The organism is Burkholderia sp. GbtcB21, from assembly GCF_019091065.1.
Taxonomy (GTDB): Bacteria; Pseudomonadota; Gammaproteobacteria; order Burkholderiales; family Burkholderiaceae; genus Burkholderia; species Burkholderia pyrrocinia_C.
Window position 1 is genome coordinate 25295 of record NZ_JAGXKA010000030.1, and the last position, 17315, is coordinate 42609.

Sequence of the window (17315 nt, forward strand, 5' to 3'; positions counted from 1 at the left end):
GGTTCCATGCAGAAGCGCTTGCCGCGCTTCCCACGCACAAGCAAACCAGGAGACACGAGTGGCTCATATCGACGACCAGGCGCGCGATCGCACGGCGGCGCGCCGTCAGGAATACCGACTGATCGGCGGCGCCGGCGAGCGTGCGCACGCGGCGGGGCTCGTCAACGCCGAGTGGTACCGGTGCGCGGTGCCGCGGCCGCTGATGAAGCAGTTGATGCAGCGCGGCGACGCGCGTGCGATCCGCGACACGCTGATCTGGTACGCGGCGATCGCGGCCAGCGGTGTGCTCGCGTGGCTTGCCTGGCGCGCGCATTCGGCGTGGGCGATCCCCGCGTTCTTCGTGTACGGCACGCTCTACTGCAGCCCGGCCGACTCGCGCTGGCACGAATGCGGGCACGGCACCGCGTTTCGCACGCGCTGGATGAACGACGCGCTGTACCAGGTCGCGTCGTTCCAGGTGTTCCGCCGCGCGACGGCATGGCGCTGGAGCCATGCGCGCCATCACACCGACACGCTGGTCGTCGGACGCGATCCGGAAATCGCCGCGCCGAAGCCGACCGACTGGCTCGCGCTCGCGCTGAACGTCGTCGCGCTGAAGCATGTGGCCGGCGAACTGCGCAAGATGATTGCGGCCGCGTTCACCGGCCGGCTCGACGACGAGGAGCGCACCTACGTGCCCGAATCGGAATGGCCGAAGGTCGTGCGCGAGTCGCGTATCCATCTGGCGGTCTATGCGCTCGTGGCCGGTGCGTCGCTGTACCGGCACACGCTCCTGCCGCTGCTCTACATCGGCTTGCCGAGCCTCTACGGCGCATGGCTATACCTGTACTTCGGCCTCACGCAGCACGCGGGCATGCCCGAGAACGTGCTCGATCACCGGCGCAATTGCCGCACCGTGATGATGAATCCGGTGTTCCGCTTCCTGTACTGGAACATGAACTACCACGTCGAGCACCACATGTTCCCGATGGTGCCGTTCCACGCGCTGCCGAAGCTGCACGAGGCCGTGAAGGCCGACATGCCGCCGCCGTACCGCAGCACGCTCGCCGCGTATGCGGAGATCGTGCCGGCGCTGGTCCGGCAGACGCGCGACCCGTCCCATTACGTCGTGCGGCCGGTGCCGGACACGGCGCGCGCGTGATCGACATCGAACAACCCAAGCAAGGAGACACGCATCATGACGCAATGGATCGACACCGGCGCGCTCGACGACATCGACGATGAAGACGTTGCGCGCTTCGATCACGCAGGCCGCACGTACGCGATCTACCGGATCGACGGCCAGGTCTATGCGAGCGACGGCCTGTGCACGCACGAGCGCGTGCATCTCGCGGACGGGCTCGTGATGGGCCATGTGATCGAATGCCCGAAGCACAACGGCCGCTTCGACGTGCGCGACGGCCGGCCGCTGTCCGCGCCCGCATGCGAGAAGCTGCGCACGTACCGCGCGAAGATCGAGGGCGGCCGCGTCCTGATCGAGGTGTGATGCGATGACGAACCACCGTGTGATGGCGATCGTCGGTGCGGGCCATGCGGGCGGCCGCGCGGCGCAGGTGCTGCGCGAGTCCGGCTGGCACGGGCGCATCGTGCTGATCGGCGCGGAGTCGCACCTGCCGTACGAGCGGCCGCCGTTGTCGAAAGGCGTGCTGACGGGCGAGCGCAGTGCGGCGCAGTGCCGGTTGCGCGATCCGGACGCATGGGCGGCCGACGGCATCGAGCCGGTCGTCGCGATGGTCGAGCGCATCGATCCGCACGCACGCGAAGTGCGCGTGTCCGGCGGCCGGGTGTTCGGCTACGACGCGCTGCTGCTCGCGACCGGCGCTCGCGCGCGCCGCCTCGCGATTCCGGGCGCGGCGCTCGACGGCGTGTTTGCATTGCGCACGCTCGACGACGCGGCGGCACTCGGCGCGCGGCTCGTGCCCGACGCGCGGATCGTGCTGATCGGCGGCGGCTTCATCGGTCTCGAAGTCGCGGCGTCGGCGCGGCGGCGCGGCTGCCGCGTGACCGTGCTCGACGCCGCACCGCGCCTGCTCGGGCGCGCGGTGCCGGAGACGATCGCGGCGCGCGTGCACGCGCTTCACGAGGAGCAGGGCGTGGCGATCCGCGTGAACCGGAAACCCGTTGCGATCGAGCGGACCCCGGGCGGCGCGCTGGCCGTCGCGCTCGACGACGGCGACACGCTGATCGCCGATACGGTCGTGGCCGGCATCGGCATCGAACCGGCCGACGAGCTGGCGCGCGACGCGGGCCTCGCGGTCGATCGCGGCATCGTCGTGAACGCTCGGCTCGAGACGTCGGCGCGCGGCATCCATGCGGCCGGCGACGTCGCGGTGTTTCCGAGTACGTTGTCGGGGCGACCGGTCCGGCAGGAGACATGGCACGGTGCCGAGACCCAGGCGCGCGCCGCCGCGCGCAACATGCTCGGCGCCGACGAACCGTATCGAGAGATGCCGTGGTTCTGGTCGGATCAGTACGACGCGCAATTGCAGGTGGCCGGGGAGCCGGCGCTCGGTGAACGGTCGGTTGCGCGCGTGCTCGGCGACGATGCGGAAATCCACTTTCATTTCGACGCGGGCGGACGGCTCGTCGCGGCGAGCGGCTTCGGCCGCGCGTCCGGATTCGTCAAGGAGATGAAGCTGGCGAGGACGCTGGTCGAACGCGGCGCCGCGGTGGTGCCCGCGATGGTCGCCGATGCGAACGTGAAACTGAAGTCGCTGTTGCCGACAGACGGCGCGTAGGCGGTAGGCGCAACGCCCGATGAAAAACAGCCCGCGGCCTTCCGGCACGCGGGCTGTGTTGCTTCGTCGATGCGACGGGCTACGTCAGTGCGGCACGTGCAGTTGCAGATAGAGCACGGCTGCGAGCGAGCCGCCGATCAGCGGGCCGACCACCGGAATCCACGCATAGCGCCAGTCGCTGTCGCGCTTGCCGGGAATCGGCAGCAGCGCATGCATCAGGCGCGGCGCGAGGTCGCGCGCGGGGCTCATCGCATAGCCGGTCGGGCCGCCGAGCGAGATGCCGATGCCGAGCACGAGCAGGCCGACGGGCAGCGCGTCGAGCGCGCCGAGGCCGACCTGCGGCGATGCGAGATACAGCACGCCGAGGATCAGCACGAACGTGCAGATCGCCTCGGTCAGCACGTTGTGCCGGACGCTGCGAATCGCGGGCGCCGTGCAGAACACCGCGAGCTTCAGGTCCGCATCGGCTTCCTTCGCGAAGTGCTGGCGATATGCGAGCCACACGAGCAGTGCGCCCGCCATCCCGCCGAGCATCTGCGCGACGATGTAGCCGCCGACTTTCGACCACGCGAACTTGCCCGCGAGCGCGAGGCTGATCGTCACGATCGGGTTCAGGTGCGCGCCGCTGAACGACGCGGTCACGTAGACGGCGACGAATACGGCCATCGCCCAGCCCCACACGATCACGATCAGGTCCGCGCCCTTGCCCTTGGTCTTCGCAAGCAGCACGTTCGCGACCGCGCCGTTGCCGAGCAGCACGAGGATCGCGGTGCCGATGAATTCTGCAATATAAGGTGACATGCTTGTCTCTCGTATGTCGCGGCGGACTCGCGCGCTGCGCGGTCCGCCGGTGTTGTTGTATTTCGTACGGATGGCTGACGATTACTGGGTGTCGTCGGCCCACGCCTTCGCGGCGCGCACCGCACGCTGCCAGCCGGCCATGCAGCGTTCGACCTGCTCCTTCGGCATCGACGGCGAGAAGCGGCGGTCGAGCTGCCACTGGTCGCGCACTTCGTCGAGGTTCTTCCAGTAGCCGATCGCGAGGCCCGCGAGGTAGGCCGCACCGAGCGCGGTCGTTTCGGTGATCTGAGGACGCACCGCGTCGACGCCGAGCAGGTCGGCCTGGAACTGCATCAGCAGGTCGTTCGCGCTCGCGCCGCCGTCGACGCGCAGCTCGCCGATGCTGATGCCCGAATCGGCTTCCATCGCGGCGAGCACGTCGAGCGACTGGTACGCGATCGAATCGAGCGCCGCCCGCGCGAGGTGCGCGGCCGTCGTGCCGCGCGTGACGCCGAACACCGAGCCGCGCGCCCGCGCGTTCCAGTGCGGCGCGCCGAGGCCGGCGAACGCGGGCACGAGATAGACGCCGTCGGTGTGCGGCACGCTCGCGGCGAGCGCTTCGATTTCAGCGGCCGTCTTGATGATGCCGACGCCGTCGCGCAGCCACTGCACGACCGCGCCCGCGATGAAGATGCTGCCTTCGAGCGCGTACTGCACGTCGTCGCCGATCTGCCATGCGATCGTCGTGACGAGGTTGTTCTTCGACTCGATCGGCTTGTCGCCGGTGTTCATCATCAGGAAGCAGCCGGTGCCGTAGGTGTTCTTCACCATGCCCGACGTCGTGCACATCTGGCCGAACAGCGCCGCGTGCTGGTCGCCGGCGATGCCCGCGAGCGGGATCTTCGACGCGAATACGGTGGTTTTCGTATGGCCGTAGATTTCCGACGACGCCTTCACTTCCGGCAGCATGCTGCGCGGGATGTCGAGCAGTTCGAGCAGCTCGCTGTCCCACTCGCGCGTATGGATGTTGAACAGCATCGTGCGCGACGCGTTCGTCACGTCGGTCACGTGCAGTTCGTGCTTCGTGAAGTTCCACACGAGCCAGCTGTCGACGGTGCCGAATGCGAGCTTGCCCTGGCGTGCCTTGTCGCGCGCGCCCGGCACGTTGTCGAGGATCCAGCGGATCTTCGTCGCGGAGAAGTACGAGTCGATCGGCAGGCCGGTCTTCGCGCGCACCTTCGCTTCGAGACCCTGCTGCTTCAGCGAGTCGCAGAAATCGGCCGTGCGGCGATCCTGCCAGACGATCGCGTTGTAGACGGGCTGGCCAGTCTCGCGATCCCAGACGATCGTCGTCTCGCGCTGGTTGGTGATGCCGATCGCCGCGATCGACGTGCCGTTCAGGCCCGTGCGCGTGACGGCTTCCGCGGCGACGCCGGCTTGCGTCGACCAGATTTCCTGAGGGTCGTGCTCGACCCAGCCGGGTTGCGGGTAGATCTGTTCGAATTCCTTCTGGGCGATCGACACGATATTGCCCTGGCGATCGAACAGCATCGCGCGGGAACTCGTGGTGCCCTGGTCAAGCGCGAGGATGTACTGGTCCTGCATGTCTCTCATCTCCATCCGTGGATTGGCTTAGTTGTGATGCGCGCCGCATGGTGGGCGGCGCGTCGGTGAGTCAACTTCGGTCAGACAACTGCAACTGCTTTCGGATCACGCGTGCGGCGCATGCGCGGCGGCGAACCACGCGTCGACCGCGGCCGTCACGGCGTCGAGCGTGCCCGGCGCGACGTGCAGGCCGAGCTTCGAGCGGCGCCACAGCACGTCCTGCGCGCAGGTCGCCCATTCGGCGTCGCGCAGGTAGCGCAGTTCGGCGTCATAGATGCCCGGCGCGATTTCGGTGCCGAGATCGGCGAGCGACTTCGCGTCGTCGACCACGCGTTCCGCACGCGTGCCGTAGGCGCGCGCATAACGACGGGCGAGTGCGGCCGGCAGCCACGGATGACGTTTCGCGAACGTGTCGGCGAACACATCGAACTTCGCGTTCGCGATGTCGCCGCCCGGCAGCGCGACGCCGGCCGTCCAGGTTTTCGCGTCGCGGCCGAGCGCGCGGCACAGCATGTCGCCGGCTTCTTCCGCGAGCTTGCGGAACGTCGTGATCTTGCCGCCGAACACCGACAGCAGCGGCGCGCCCGCGCCGTCGTCCAGCTCGAGGCGGTAGTCTCGCGTGACGGCCGATGCATTCGCCGCGTTCTCGTCTTCCAGCAGCGGGCGCACGCCCGAATAAGTCCAGTGCACGTCGGCCGGCGAAATCTTCCGCTTGAAGTAGCGGTTGATCGAATCGCACAGGTACTGCGTCTCGTCGCGATCGATCGCGACCTTCGCGGGATCGTTCGTGTACTCGACGTCGGTCGTGCCGATCAGCGTGAAGTCGTGTTCGTACGGAATCGCGAAGATGATCCGCTTGTCCGGGTTCTGGAAGATGTACGCGTGATCGTGATCGAACAGGCGGCGCGTGATGATGTGGCTGCCCTTCACGAGCCGCACGCTGTGCTGCGCGCCGCGGCCGAGCGCGCCGTGCAGCACGTCGCCGACCCACGGGCCGGCCGCGTTCGCGATCGCGCGAGCATGCACGACGCGGATCGAACCGTCGGCGTGCTGCAGCCGCGCTTCCCATTCGTCGCCGCGGCGTTCGGCGGATACCAGCTTCGTGCGCGTCAGGATCTCGGCGCCGCGCTCCTTCGCATCCATCGCGTTCAGTACGACGAGGCGTGCGTCGTCGACCCAGCCGTCCGAATACACGAAACCGCGCTTGATCGAGTCGATCAGCGGTGCGCCGGCCGAATGGCGGCGCATGTCGATGCCGCGCGAGCCGGGCAGCAGTTCGCGTTTCGCGAGGTGATCGTAGAGGAACAGGCCGATGCGGATCAGCCAGGCCGGACGCAGGTTCGGCATGTGCGGCATCACGAAGCGCAGCGGCCACATGATGTGCGGCGCCGCGCGCAGCAGCGTCTCGCGCTCCTGCAGCGCCTTGCGCACGAGCCCGAACTCGTTGTACTCGAGATAGCGCAGGCCGCCGTGAATCAGCTTCGTGCTGGACGACGACGTGTGCGACGCGAGATCGTCCTGCTCGCAGAGCATGACCGACAGGCCGCGGCCGGCCGCATCGCGCGCGATCCCCGCGCCGTTGATGCCGCCGCCGACGACGAGCAGATCGTAGCGATTCGGTTGGGTCACCTGCTGTCCTTATCGTCTGATGGAAATGGGCGAACACGAAATGTTCGAATTCGAAATTTAACGAACGAAATCGAAAAAGTAAAGTTCGGAAAAGCGGGGCCAGTAGCGCGCGGCGCGATCCCGGACGATACTGGCGCAATCGACCGTTTCGCGAGGTGAATCATGCGTATTGGGATGTGGGCCGGCGTGTGCGCCGTCCTTCTGGCGGGGTGCAGCACCGGCACGCCGCCGCTTGCCGGCAACTGGCGGGCGCCGTCGTTCGCCGACCTGCAGACGTCGTGCGGCGGCGCCGCGCGCGACTGGGGCGCGGACGCGCAGCCGGTCTACTCGACGCTGTACGACGCGTACGTGGCGAAACGGTATCGCGGGCTGACCGAAGCGAACTATTGTGCGTTCGTAAACGAACTTTCGACGCACTATGCGGCGCCTGACGCGGCGGCGCGCGCCGGCTGGATCGCGTATTTCAACGGTGCGCGCGCGCAGGCCATCAGTTGGCGGGCGGCGGTCGATCCGACGCTGCGCGGCGGCTGAAGCCGGCTGCGGCCGGGTGAGGCGAACCGGCGGGGAAGCGGAAACGACCGTGCGGCCGAAAATTCGGCCGCACGGTCAGGTCAGGAACAGCGGGGTTTCACGAATAGCGGTACTTGATCGATCGCAGCGCAGCGTCGCCGGTCTCGGTCACGCAGTATTTGCGCCCCGAGCCGAGTCCTTCCAGGCGGACGAGCTGCTGTTCGAGCAGTGTGTCCAGTTCATCCCGATCCATGTCGCGCTGATCAGGCGCGTCCTTTACAAGCAATAGCGTGGCGAATTCATGCGGACTCAGCATCGTTCTCTCCATGGCAACCGGTCTGCCCGCGCGGCCGGCGCAAACGCCGACGCACGATACCCCGCGGGGTATGGCTTGGGGGGAAAGCTGTATTCGCCGGCCCTGAAGTTCGCTCACGCCCTGGCACAGGCGGATCGGGCGAACGAGCCGGGGAACTGGAGTCTAGTCGAGCGCGCGGGCAACGACAAATCGTGCCCCGTTAATTTTCCGTTTGACAGGAGAATGCGCCGCAAGCGGTCCGCTCGCGGCGCCAACTTCTTGATTTCACTTGAAGTTTCGGGTGCGGTGCAGCATCGCCGGCGCCTGCGCAAGCGTCATTCCGCGACGTACACCTGGGTGCCGGCGGCGGCCACGGTATCGGCCATCTCGGGCGGCAGCGGCTTGTCGGTAAAAAGCGCGTGCACCTGGCTCAGGTGGCCCTGGCGCACCAAAGCCGGGCGGCCGACCTTCGAATGGTCGGTCACGAGGTAGACCGTGCGCGCATGCTGCATGATCGCCTCGGCGACGCGCACCTCGCGCGTGTCGAAGTCGCGCAGCGTGCCGTCGGCCTCGATCGCCGACGTGCCGATGATCGCGTAGTCGACCTTGAACTGGCGGATGAAGTCGATCGCGAGTTCGCCGACGATGCCCTTGTCCCATGGCCGCACGATGCCGCCCGTGATCAGCACCTCGCAGTCGGGGTAGCCGCTCATCATCGACGCGACGTTCAGGTTGTTCGTGATCACGTGCAGCCCGTGGTGGCGGTTCAGCGCGCGCGCGACTTCCTCGGTCGTCGTGCCGAGGTTGATGAACAGCGACGCCTGGTCGGGGATGTGCGATGCCGCGAGCGCCGCGATGCGCCGCTTCTCGTCGTGGAACATCCGCTGGCGCGCCGTGTACGACACGTTCTCCGAGCTGGTCGGCAGGCTCGCGCCGCCGTGGTAGCGGCGCAGCAGGTTCAGGTCGGCGAGCCAGTTCACGTCGCGGCGGATCGTCTGCGGCGTCACCGCGAAGTGCGCGGCGAGATCGTCGACGGTCACGAAGCCGTCGCGCTGCACCCATTCGAGCAGTTCCTGCTGGCGCGCGTTGAGGGTGAGGCGGGGATCTCGGGTCATGGCTCGATGGTCGTGTCGTGAGACGGAGCGGGTATTGTAAGGGCGGCAACGCCGTTCGGCCGGCCTGGCCGGCCCGGTCGCGTGAAATTCATGCGTAAATTGCATGGATTCATGTGACAAATGAATTTGTGCGATTGCGCTGATCGCGCTGCAATGGCGGACTGCCCGCGCATGCGGGCACGCGTTCGGCGCGTTCATTCAGCTTTCGACGAGGTGGCACCGATGACAGGCTTCAACTGGCACAACCCGTATCCGACGACCCGCATCCCGGTATTCGCGCGCAACGTCGTGTCGACGTCGCATCCGCTCGCCGCGCAGGCCGGGCTGCGGATGCTGTGGAAAGGCGGCAACGCGGTCGACGCGGCGCTGGCCGCCGCGGCCGCGATTACCGTCGTCGAGCCCGTGTCCTGCGGGCTCGGCGGCGACGCGTTCGCGCTCGTATGGGACGGCGAGCGGCTGTCCGGGCTCAACGCATCGGGCGTCGCACCGGCCGCGTGGAACGTCGACTATTTCCGCAAGCGCCACGGCGAGGATGCGCACGGCATCGCGAACAAGCCGACGCGCGGCTGGGATACCGTCACCGTGCCGGGCGTGATCGCGGGCTGGGAAGCGCTGCACGCGAAATTCGGCTCGCTGCCGTTCGCGGACTTGCTCGAGCCGGCGATCGAGATCGCGGAGCGCGGTTATGCGGTGCCGCCGATCGTCGCGCACAAGTGGGCGGCGGCGGTGCCCGCGCTGCAGGGCCTGCCGGGCTTCGCGGAGACCTTCATGCCGCGCGGCCGTGCGCCGCTCGTCGGCGAGCGCGTGTGCCTGCCGGGCCATGCGCAGACGCTGCGCACGCTCGCGAAGGACGGCGCCCGTGCATTCTACGAAGGCGAGCTCGCCGAGCGCATCGCCGCGTTCGCCCGCGAAGGCGGCGGCGCGCTGACCGAAGCCGACCTGCGCGCATACCGGCCGGAATGGGTCGAGCCGATCGGCAAGCGCTTCGGCCGTCACACGATTCACGAGATCCCGCCGAACGGGCAGGGCATCGCCGCGCTGATCGCGCTCGGGATCGCCGAGCATGCGGGCCTGACCAATTGGCCGCTCGATTCGGTCGATTCGCAGCACCTGCAGATCGAGGCGATGAAGCTCGCATTCGCGGACGTCTATCGTTACGTCGCCGATCCGCGCGCGATGGAAGTCACACCCGGGCAGATGCTCGACGATGCGTATCTCGCCGAACGCGCGAAGCAGATCGATCCCGCGCGGGCGACGCACTTCGGCGCCGGCCGGCCGCATTCGGGCGGCACGATCTACCTGTCGGCGGCCGACGAGCGCGGGATGATGGTGAGCTTCATCCAGTCGAACTACATGGGCTTCGGCTCGGGGCTCGTGGTGCCGGGCACCGGCATTGCGCTGCAGAATCGCGGGTACGGCTTCTCGATGGATCCGACTTCGCCGAACGTCGTCGCGGGCGGCAAGCGGCCGTTCCACACGATCATCCCGGCGTTCGTGACCGAGCAGGTCGACGGCCGCACCGAGGCCGTGATGAGCTTCGGCGTGATGGGCGGCGACATGCAGCCGCAGGGCCATCTGCAGACCATCGTGCGGATGCTGGGCCATGGGCAGCAGCCGCAGGCCGCATGCGATGCGCCGCGCTGGAAGGTCAACCGCGACTTCACGCTCGACGTCGAAGCGACGATGAATCGCGCGACGGTCGACGCGCTGGCGGCACGCGGCCATACGATCAAGTCGATCGACGATCCTTACATGGATTTCGGTTCGGGGCAGTTCATCTGGCGTCTCGATCGCGACGATCGCGAGCGCGGCTACGTGGCCGCGAGCGACAGCCGGCGCGACGGTCTGGCGGCCGGCTTCTGACGGTTCGCGTCAATTTCATGCGCTCGACGGGCGGCCGAACGGCCGCCCGTTTCGTTTGATGCGGCCGTACTACCGAACGGCTGCAAGCAGTTCGAAGGACTCGTCTAACGAACGGCAACAGACGCCGTGGAACTGCGCCTGTCCGGTATGGTCAGTGCTCTGGAGCACGAACGTCAAAGTCCGGCTAAGATGCCAGGATGGTTCGGCCGGACCAATTCACTAGAAACGCAAGTAATACGCCGCCTGCGGGACGGTCGGCGCCTGTGCCAAGGCATGGCGCCGGCCCCCGCGCGACGACTGGGAGCGCACCACCATGGACACTAAAACGACGCATGTCATGCCGTGGCGAATCGAGGACATCGACCTGAACCGGATCGATCGTCAGCGTGCCGCCGCGAACGAGGATCTGCTGCTGCTGCTGTGCGCGTCGTCGTTCATCGAAAGCGGCTCGGATCTCTACACGAGCAATCTGAGCGAATTCTTCAACGACGATCCTGAAGTATCCGAGTGGCTCAACAATGCATGGGAGCACGAAGAATTGCAGCACGGCCGCGCGCTGAAGGCGTACATCGCGCACGTGTGGCCCGAGTTCGACTGGGATACCGCGTTCGCGAATTTCTTCGCCGAGTATTCGAAGACCTGCAAGGTCGAGGCATTCGAGAAGACCCGCGCGCTCGAGATGGTCGCGCGCTGCGTCGTCGAGACGGGCACGGCCACGCTCTATCGTGCGATCAACGAATGCTCGGACGAACCCGTGCTGAAGGAAATCACCGACAACATCCGCACGGACGAAGTGCGTCACTACAAGCACTTCTTCAAATTCTTCAAGAAGTACAACAAGCTCGAAGGCAATGGCCGGCTCGCGGTGCTCGGCGCGCTGGCGCGCCGCGTGATGGAAATCAAGAACGAGGATTCCGAGATCGCGCTGCGCCACGTGTTCGCGGTTCGTTATCCGGATCGCGTCGGCGACAGCCAGTACAACCGCGAGCGCGCCGCGCGCATCAGTACGCTCGTGCGGCGCAACCTGTCGGCCGACATGTGCGTGAAGATGCTGCTCAAGCCGCTCGACCTGCCCGCGAGGATCCAGCCGGGCGTCCACTATCCGCTCACGAAGATCACGCGGCACGTATTCCTGCGCTGAGCGCCGCGGCGCGGCCGGTCGAGCGTATGCTTGCCGCATCGTCTCCGATCTGCACCAGGGCCACGCCACCATGACCGATACCCATCGCCACGCGCTCGAACAATGGACGTTCGACGCGTGGCCGCCGGCCGTCGTATCGCTGTTCGACGGCACCGCGCTCGAGCGTCATGCCGATATCGCCGCATCGCTGATCGTCGCGACCGACGACGGCCAGTTGCGCACGACGCTGCTCGGCGTCGGCGAGATCTATGCGCACGATGCGCGCACGCTGCTGCTGGCGCTATGGCCGCAATCGCGTGCGGCGCGCGCGCTCGCGCAACGGCGCGCGGCCGCGTTGACGCTCGTCGCGGACGGCGCATTCTTTCAGGCGCAATTGAGGATCGAGCCGCTCGAAGGCGACTTCGGCGGACTGGCCGGATTCGCTGCGACGATCGCGCACGGCGATGCGCAGCGGGTCGGTTATGCGCGTCTCGCGACAGGCGTCACGTTCACGCTGGAAGGGGAGCGCGCCGCGGTGCTCGCGCGCTGGCAACGCCAGCTCGAGCACCTGCGGCGCGCGGCCGCGCGGCTTCAGTGACCGCGCTGGCCGCTGCGCGACGAACGGTTGCGGTTCGGGTGCGCGGCGTTGCCGCTCGCGGGGCGCGCGCTGTTGCCGCCGCCCGCCGGGCGTCCGCCGCTGCCGCCGGCGCCGCCTTGCGTGCGCGGCTTCGCGGCCTTCTGCTGCGATGCCTTCGGTTGCGCGTTGCCGTCGCGCTTCGCGGCCGGCTGGCCTGAGCCGCCTGCGCGCGGCTGGCGGTTGCCGCCGCCGCCGCCGCCGCGAGGTTGCTGCTGCCCGCGGCGCTGCTGGATCGGCTCCGGCTTCGCATTCGGATCGGGTTCGAAGCCCGCGATCACTTCCTGCGGAATCTCGCGCTTGATCAGCCGCTCGATGTCGCGCAGCAGCTGCTTCTCGTCGACGCACACGAGCGACACGGCTTCGCCGGTCGCGCCCGCGCGGCCCGTGCGGCCGATCCGGTGCACGTAATCCTCGGGCACGTTCGGCAGGTCGAAGTTGACGACGTGCGGCAACTGGTCGATGTCGATCCCGCGCGCGGCGATATCGGTCGCGACGAGCACCTGCAGCGTGCTGTTCTTGAATTCGGCAAGCGCGCGCGTGCGGGCCGACTGGCTCTTGTTGCCGTGGATCGCCATCGCGCTGATGCCGTCCTTCGTCAACTGTTCGGCGAGCCGGTTCGCGCCGTGCTTGGTGCGCGTGAACACGAGCACCTGGAACCAGTTGTGTTCGCGAATCAGGTGCGTGAGCAGCTCGCGCTTGCGGTCGCGGTCGACCGGATGGATCTTCTGCGCGACGCTCTCGGCGGTCGTGTTGCGGCGTGCGACCTCGATCAGTGCGGGCGAGTCGAGCAGGCTGTCGGCGAGCGCCTTGATCTCGTCGGAGAAGGTCGCCGAGAACAGCAGGTTCTGGCGCTGCGGCGGCAGCTTCGCGAGCACGCGCTTGATGTCGTGGATGAAGCCCATGTCGAGCATCCGGTCGGCTTCGTCGAGCACGAGGATGTCGAGATCCGACAGGTCGATCGTCTTCTGCTGCATGTGGTCGAGCAGGCGCCCCGGTGTCGCGACGACGATGTCGACACCGCGCTTGAGCGCATCGATCTGCGGATTGATGCTGACGCCGCCGAACATCACGGTCGAGCGCAGCTTCAGGTACTTGCTGTAGGCACGGACGCTTTCCTCGACCTGTGCGGCGAGTTCGCGCGTCGGCGTGAGGATCAGCGCGCGCACCGCGCGCTTCGCGCCGCGATGTTCGGCGTAGAACGTGTGCAGGCGCTGCAGGATCGGCAGCGTGAAGCCGGCGGTCTTGCCGGTGCCTGTTTGTGCGCCGGCGAGCAGGTCGCCGCCGCCGAGCACGGCGGGGATCGCCTGCTGCTGGATCGGAGTCGGCGACGTGTAGCCGAGCTCGTTGACCGCCTTGACAAGCGGTTCGGCCAGGCCGAGAGATTCGAAAGACATAGATACCACTCTTGAGTTTTATGATCGGCGACACCTCGCGCGGCCCGCGCGGGGACTGGCGTCGCAAAAAGCAAAGGGGCGCGGAACGCAGGTCGCTCACCTGCTGCGGCGAGATCGGCGTACCGTTGTTGCCCCACGACATCCGGATATACGTTACAACGGCTGCGACTTCCTGGTTCGACAGCGACTGCGCGAACGGCGGCATGCCGTACGGACGCGGATTCTTGAACGTGCTCGGCGGATAGCCACCATTCAGCACCATGCGGATCGGGTTGACCGCCGATTCCATCATGATCGAGTGGTTGCCCGCGAGCGGCGGATATGCCGGCGGCTTGCCGGCGCCGGTTTCGGCGTGGCAGGTCGCGCAGTTGTCGGCGTAGATCTTCTTGCCCTGATCGAACAGCGCATTGCCGAACTGCTTCGACGGCTCGTACTGCATGTTCTTCGGCGCTTCAGCCTTCTGCGGGATCGACTTCAGGTACGTCGACATCGCGCGCGTATCTTCGTCGGTCATGTACTGCAGGCTGTTGTGGACCACGTCCGCCATCGGGCCGAACACCGCGCCCTTCTGCGACACGCCGGCCTGCAGCAGGTCGGACAGCTCCTGCACGTGCCAGTCTCCGAGGCCGAGTTCCTTGTCGTTCGTCAGCGACGGCGCATACCAGTTCTGCAGCGGGATCAGGCCGCCTGCGAACGCCGACGAGCTCACCGGGCCGCCCATCATGTTGATCGACGTGTGGCACATCGAGCAGTGGCCGAGGCCTTCGACGAGGTAGGCGCCGCGGTTCCATTCGACCGACTTCGTCGGATCCGGCTTGTATTCGCCTTCCTTGAAGAACAGCGTGCGCCAGCCGATCAGCAGGTTGCGGTTGTTGAACGGGAACTTCAGTTCGTGCGGACGGCTCGGCACCGACACCGGCGGGACCGAACGCAGGTACGCGTAGATCGCGTCCGAATCCGAGCGCGTGACCTTCGTGTAGCTCGCGAACGGGAAGCCCGGGTAGAGCAGGCTGCCGTCCTTCGAGCGACCCGTGTGCATCGCGCGGTAGAAGTCGTCCGACGTCCACTTGCCGATGCCATCCTTGTCGTCCGGCGTGATGTTCGGCGTGTACATCGTGCCGAACGGCGTCGCCATCGGCAGGCCGCCCGCGAACGACTTGCCGCCGCGCACGGTGTGGCACGCGATACAGTCGCCGACGCGCGCGAGGTATTCGCCCTTCTTGATCAGCGCGGCCTGGTCGGCCGGCGTGGCTGCGACGGCGGCAGCGCCGTGCAGCGTGTCGTTGCCCGGCCACAGGACCGGCACGAGGGCGGCAGCCGCGACGATCGCGACAGCCGAGAGTGCAAACAGGGACTTGCGTTTCATTGTGTCTGTCTCCCTTGCCTTATTGCGGTTCGCTGCCGCAGGCGAGCGGAGTCTTCATCGAACGCGCCGGTGCCGGCACGGGGTTGGCGGGCGCCGGTTGCGCGGCGAGCCACGCGGTCACGGCCGTCACGTCTTCGTCGGAAAGCTTTGCTGCGATGTCGTGCATGCAATCCGGTGCCTTCGCGTGGCGGTTGCCCGAGCGCCATGCGCCGAGCTGTGCGCTCAGGTAATCGGCGTGCAGGCCGACGAGGCCCGGGATCGCCGGCTGCATGCCGGTCAGCCCCGCGCCGTGGCAGGCCACGCAGGCCGGCAGCTTGCGGGACGGGTCGCCCTGCGTGACGAGCTGCTTGCCGCGTGCGAGCGTCGCGGCCGGCAGTGTCGGCTTCGCCGGCGTCGGGTACGGCGGACGCTCGGCCGAGAAGTGCTCGGCGATTTCGCGCAGGTAGTCGTCGTTCAGGTACGTCAGCAGATAGTTCATCGGCGGGTACTTGCGCCGGCCGTCACGGAAGTTGACGAGCTGGTTGTACAGGTACTCGGCCGGCTTGCCGGCAAGACGCGGGAAGTAGTCGTTGTCCGTGCCCTGGCCGTGGACGCCGTGGCATGCGGTACAGCCGCGCACGCGCTCGGCCATCGTATCGGGTGCCTTGAGCGGCGCCTGCTGGGCGTGCGCTTGCTCCGTGGGCTTGGTCTGCGCTTGGGCAGCGCTCATAAGGCCCGCTCCGCCGATCAACAGAACGGCGAGCAGCGGACGGAAGAGGCGTCTTGAAGACACACGAGACTCCATGATTATTCGTCGGGGACCTTGTCCGGGCTACGATCGGCTCGGCGCATGGACGGCAGGACAGCCGGGCTGCTGCGACGCGGCATTCTATCATCGATGGGTAATGACGGCTATTTGGCAAAAGGACAGCGGTTCCTGTCTGTTTACGACTTGCGACAATTTGACGCGTATTGCGCGGCGGCGAAGTGAACCGGCGTGCGCTTTCACCATCGAAGACCGTACACTCGCGGGTCGCGCGGCGCCGCCTCCGCCGCAGGTCCAGTCATTTCTCCCGTTTCCGGATTCATCAATGACGTTTTATACCGTGCCGTTGCCTCGTTCCCGCTGTCTGTCCCGTTGCCGCCGCGCCGCCGGCCGGCCGTTTCCGGGAGGGTGCGCGCAATGAAGTTCGACAGCTTGTGGATCGGGCAGGTCGCGCTCGCGGCGCTGATGGACGCCGCGTTCGCGATGGCGGTCGGCTCGGCGCTGCTCAAGGCGTGGCTCGGCAAGGACGGCGCGCGGCCGGTCATCTCGCCTTCGCATCCCGCGTGGTTGCGCGCACAACATTCGCTGGTCGCGGCGGCGCTGGCGCTCGTGCTCGCGGATCTCGGCTGGCTGGTCTACGAGGCCGCGACGATGAGCGGCGCGGGGCTCGGCGGCGCGTTCGCCGCGATTCCCGTCGTGCTGATGCAAACGCACGCGGGCTTCGCATGGAGCGTCGCGTTCGCCGGCGCGGTGGTGCTTGCGATCGTCGCGCTGGCGAAGCCGGAGGGCCCGGGCGCGCACGCGGTGCTGTGGCTCGCGGTGATCGTGGTCGCGGCCGGCAAGGCATCGCTCGGCCATGCGGCCGATCCGGGTGCGCTGTCCGCGGCGGTCGGCGTGCAGACGCTGCACCTGCTCGCGACAGCCGTGTGGGGCGGCCTCGTGCTCGCGGGCGGGCTCGCTGTGCTGCCGGCGCTCGGTTCGTCGGTCGCACGCGGCGCGCTGATCCGCATCGGCCAGCACCTGTCGCGTACGTCGATCATCGCGGTCGTATTCCTGCTCGGGACGGGCGTGCTCAATGCGCTGCGCGGGCTCGGCGGCTCGCTCGCGCCGCTCGACGGCAGCACGTGGGGGCGCGTGTTGCTGCTGAAGCTGCTGCTCGTCGCACTCGCGCTCGTGCTCGGCGGCCTGAACCGCTTCTCGGCGCTGCCGCGGCTGCGCCGCACCGCGTCGACCGAGGATGCGCACACGTTCCGCAACATCCTGCATCTCGAAGGGATGACGATGATCGGCGTGTTCGTCGCGGCCGCCGTGCTGTCGTTCAGCGTGCCGGGGTTCGCGGCGCTCGGTTGACGGCAGGTTCCTCGCGGCGCGACGCAAGGCCGCCGGCGCGTGTCTGGCGCGTGCAACTCGTCGCGCCGCTCACGTAAAAACGGCCGCCTGTCTGAGCTGACCCCGTAAAGTTGGACGGGTAAATTAGGCCGCCAAGGGCTGAGTTCTGTACTGCACGGGACTCAGCCC

Annotated in this window: 15 protein-coding genes and 1 pseudogene; 8 read left to right on the top strand and 8 right to left on the bottom strand. The window is 67.6% G+C overall.

What is annotated here, in order from left to right; translation table 11 throughout:
• Positions 1-58: 58 nt before the first annotated feature.
• The 3 genes from KVT39_RS34895 to KVT39_RS34905 are packed head-to-tail and all read left to right on the top strand — an operon-like array spanning position 59 to position 2738.
• Complete coding sequence (locus KVT39_RS34895) at positions 59-1141, top strand: fatty acid desaturase family protein (protein ID WP_217591226.1); 1083 nt, start codon at positions 59-61, stop codon at positions 1139-1141.
• A 36-nt stretch (positions 1142-1177) separates the two neighbouring features.
• Positions 1178-1486 carry a non-heme iron oxygenase ferredoxin subunit gene (locus KVT39_RS34900; RefSeq protein ID WP_034178961.1) on the top strand — a complete coding sequence of 103 codons (309 nt, stop codon included), beginning with the start codon at positions 1178-1180 and terminating at the stop codon, positions 1484-1486.
• 4 nt (positions 1487-1490) lie between these two features.
• Positions 1491-2738 (top strand): NAD(P)/FAD-dependent oxidoreductase, encoded by a 1248-nt coding sequence (locus KVT39_RS34905; protein ID WP_217591227.1) that lies wholly within the window; start codon positions 1491-1493, stop codon positions 2736-2738.
• Positions 2739-2822: 84 nt separating this feature from the next.
• Here the strand turns inward: KVT39_RS34905 and KVT39_RS34910 are convergent, their stop codons facing one another.
• The 3 genes from KVT39_RS34910 to glpD form a co-directional block, all read right to left on the bottom strand.
• Positions 2823-3539 (bottom strand): MIP/aquaporin family protein, encoded by a 717-nt coding sequence (locus KVT39_RS34910; protein ID WP_105391421.1) that lies wholly within the window; start codon positions 3537-3539, stop codon positions 2823-2825.
• Positions 3540-3620: 81 nt separating this feature from the next.
• Complete coding sequence (gene glpK, locus KVT39_RS34915; RefSeq protein ID WP_111016167.1) at positions 3621-5123, bottom strand: glycerol kinase GlpK; 1503 nt, start codon at positions 5121-5123, stop codon at positions 3621-3623.
• Positions 5124-5228: 105 nt separating this feature from the next.
• Positions 5229-6752 carry a glycerol-3-phosphate dehydrogenase gene (gene glpD, locus KVT39_RS34920; RefSeq protein WP_217591228.1) on the bottom strand — a complete coding sequence of 508 codons (1524 nt, stop codon included), beginning with the start codon at positions 6750-6752 and terminating at the stop codon, positions 5229-5231.
• A gap of 162 nt (positions 6753-6914) precedes the next feature.
• Between glpD and KVT39_RS34925 the strand changes: the two genes are divergently transcribed.
• The gene (locus KVT39_RS34925; protein WP_034178956.1) at positions 6915-7283 is read left to right on the top strand and encodes a hypothetical protein; all 369 of its coding nucleotides are present in this window, start codon (positions 6915-6917) and stop codon (positions 7281-7283) included.
• Between the two features lie 97 nt (positions 7284-7380).
• On the opposite strand, the gene KVT39_RS34930 is transcribed toward KVT39_RS34925, so the two are convergent.
• On the bottom strand, positions 7381-7578 hold the full coding sequence (locus KVT39_RS34930; protein ID WP_034179421.1) for a hypothetical protein: 198 nt from the start codon (positions 7576-7578) through the stop codon (positions 7381-7383).
• Positions 7579-7892: 314 nt separating this feature from the next.
• Positions 7893-8672, bottom strand: a complete 780-nt coding sequence (locus KVT39_RS34935) for a DeoR/GlpR family DNA-binding transcription regulator (protein WP_006493999.1) — start codon at positions 8670-8672, stop codon at positions 7893-7895.
• A gap of 222 nt (positions 8673-8894) precedes the next feature.
• On the opposite strand from KVT39_RS34935, the gene KVT39_RS34940 reads away from it, so the two are divergent.
• The 3 genes from KVT39_RS34940 to KVT39_RS34950 all read left to right on the top strand — a co-directional run bounded on the left by KVT39_RS34940 (position 8895) and on the right by KVT39_RS34950 (position 12253).
• Positions 8895-10535: a gamma-glutamyltransferase family protein gene (locus KVT39_RS34940; protein ID WP_217591229.1), complete on the top strand. Its 1641-nt coding sequence runs from the start codon at positions 8895-8897 to the stop codon at positions 10533-10535.
• A 313-nt stretch (positions 10536-10848) separates the two neighbouring features.
• A complete protein-coding gene (locus KVT39_RS34945; protein WP_034178954.1) occupies positions 10849-11676 on the top strand; it encodes a ferritin-like domain-containing protein in 828 nt (275 codons plus the stop codon).
• Positions 11677-11746: 70 nt separating this feature from the next.
• The gene (locus KVT39_RS34950) at positions 11747-12253 is read left to right on the top strand and encodes a hypothetical protein (protein WP_034178953.1); all 507 of its coding nucleotides are present in this window, start codon (positions 11747-11749) and stop codon (positions 12251-12253) included.
• Here the strand turns inward: KVT39_RS34950 and KVT39_RS34955 are convergent.
• The 3 genes and pseudogenes from KVT39_RS34955 to KVT39_RS34965 all read right to left on the bottom strand — a co-directional run bounded on the left by KVT39_RS34955 (position 12247) and on the right by KVT39_RS34965 (position 15836).
• Positions 12247-13686 carry a DEAD/DEAH box helicase gene (locus KVT39_RS34955; protein WP_217591230.1) on the bottom strand — a complete coding sequence of 480 codons (1440 nt, stop codon included), beginning with the start codon at positions 13684-13686 and terminating at the stop codon, positions 12247-12249. The two genes, KVT39_RS34950 and KVT39_RS34955, sit on opposite strands and share 7 nt — an antisense overlap.
• 73 nt (positions 13687-13759) lie before the next feature.
• A pseudogene (locus KVT39_RS34960) lies at positions 13760-15052 on the bottom strand (cytochrome c); the annotation flags it as partial.
• A 19-nt stretch (positions 15053-15071) separates the two neighbouring features.
• On the bottom strand, positions 15072-15836 hold the full coding sequence (locus KVT39_RS34965) for a c-type cytochrome (RefSeq protein ID WP_072443436.1): 765 nt from the start codon (positions 15834-15836) through the stop codon (positions 15072-15074).
• A 378-nt stretch (positions 15837-16214) separates the two neighbouring features.
• Between KVT39_RS34965 and KVT39_RS34970 the strand changes: the two genes are divergently transcribed.
• The gene (locus KVT39_RS34970; protein ID WP_034178949.1) at positions 16215-17147 is read left to right on the top strand and encodes a CopD family protein; all 933 of its coding nucleotides are present in this window, start codon (positions 16215-16217) and stop codon (positions 17145-17147) included.
• The last annotated feature ends 168 nt before the right edge of the window (positions 17148-17315 follow it).

What these genes read in the sequence shown, in the direction of transcription:
- KVT39_RS34955 (WP_217591230.1), bottom strand. Translation starts at nt 13,686, where the DNA reads ATGTCTTTCGAATCTCTCGGCCTGGCCGAACCGCTTGTCAAGGCGGTC.
- KVT39_RS34905 (WP_217591227.1), top strand. Translation starts at nt 1,491, where the DNA reads ATGACGAACCACCGTGTGATGGCGATCGTCGGTGCGGGCCATGCGGGC.
- KVT39_RS34935 (WP_006493999.1), bottom strand. Translation starts at nt 8,672, where the DNA reads ATGACCCGAGATCCCCGCCTCACCCTCAACGCGCGCCAGCAGGAACTG.
- KVT39_RS34950 (WP_034178953.1), top strand. Translation starts at nt 11,747, where the DNA reads ATGACCGATACCCATCGCCACGCGCTCGAACAATGGACGTTCGACGCG.
- KVT39_RS34940 (WP_217591229.1), top strand. Translation starts at nt 8,895, where the DNA reads ATGACAGGCTTCAACTGGCACAACCCGTATCCGACGACCCGCATCCCG.
- KVT39_RS34910 (WP_105391421.1), bottom strand. Translation starts at nt 3,539, where the DNA reads ATGTCACCTTATATTGCAGAATTCATCGGCACCGCGATCCTCGTGCTG.
- KVT39_RS34965 (WP_072443436.1), bottom strand. Translation starts at nt 15,836, where the DNA reads ATGGAGTCTCGTGTGTCTTCAAGACGCCTCTTCCGTCCGCTGCTCGCC.
- KVT39_RS34970 (WP_034178949.1), top strand. Translation starts at nt 16,215, where the DNA reads ATGAAGTTCGACAGCTTGTGGATCGGGCAGGTCGCGCTCGCGGCGCTG.
- KVT39_RS34945 (WP_034178954.1), top strand. Translation starts at nt 10,849, where the DNA reads ATGGACACTAAAACGACGCATGTCATGCCGTGGCGAATCGAGGACATC.
- KVT39_RS34925 (WP_034178956.1), top strand. Translation starts at nt 6,915, where the DNA reads ATGCGTATTGGGATGTGGGCCGGCGTGTGCGCCGTCCTTCTGGCGGGG.
- glpK (WP_111016167.1), bottom strand. Translation starts at nt 5,123, where the DNA reads ATGCAGGACCAGTACATCCTCGCGCTTGACCAGGGCACCACGAGTTCC.
- KVT39_RS34930 (WP_034179421.1), bottom strand. Translation starts at nt 7,578, where the DNA reads ATGCTGAGTCCGCATGAATTCGCCACGCTATTGCTTGTAAAGGACGCG.
- KVT39_RS34900 (WP_034178961.1), top strand. Translation starts at nt 1,178, where the DNA reads ATGACGCAATGGATCGACACCGGCGCGCTCGACGACATCGACGATGAA.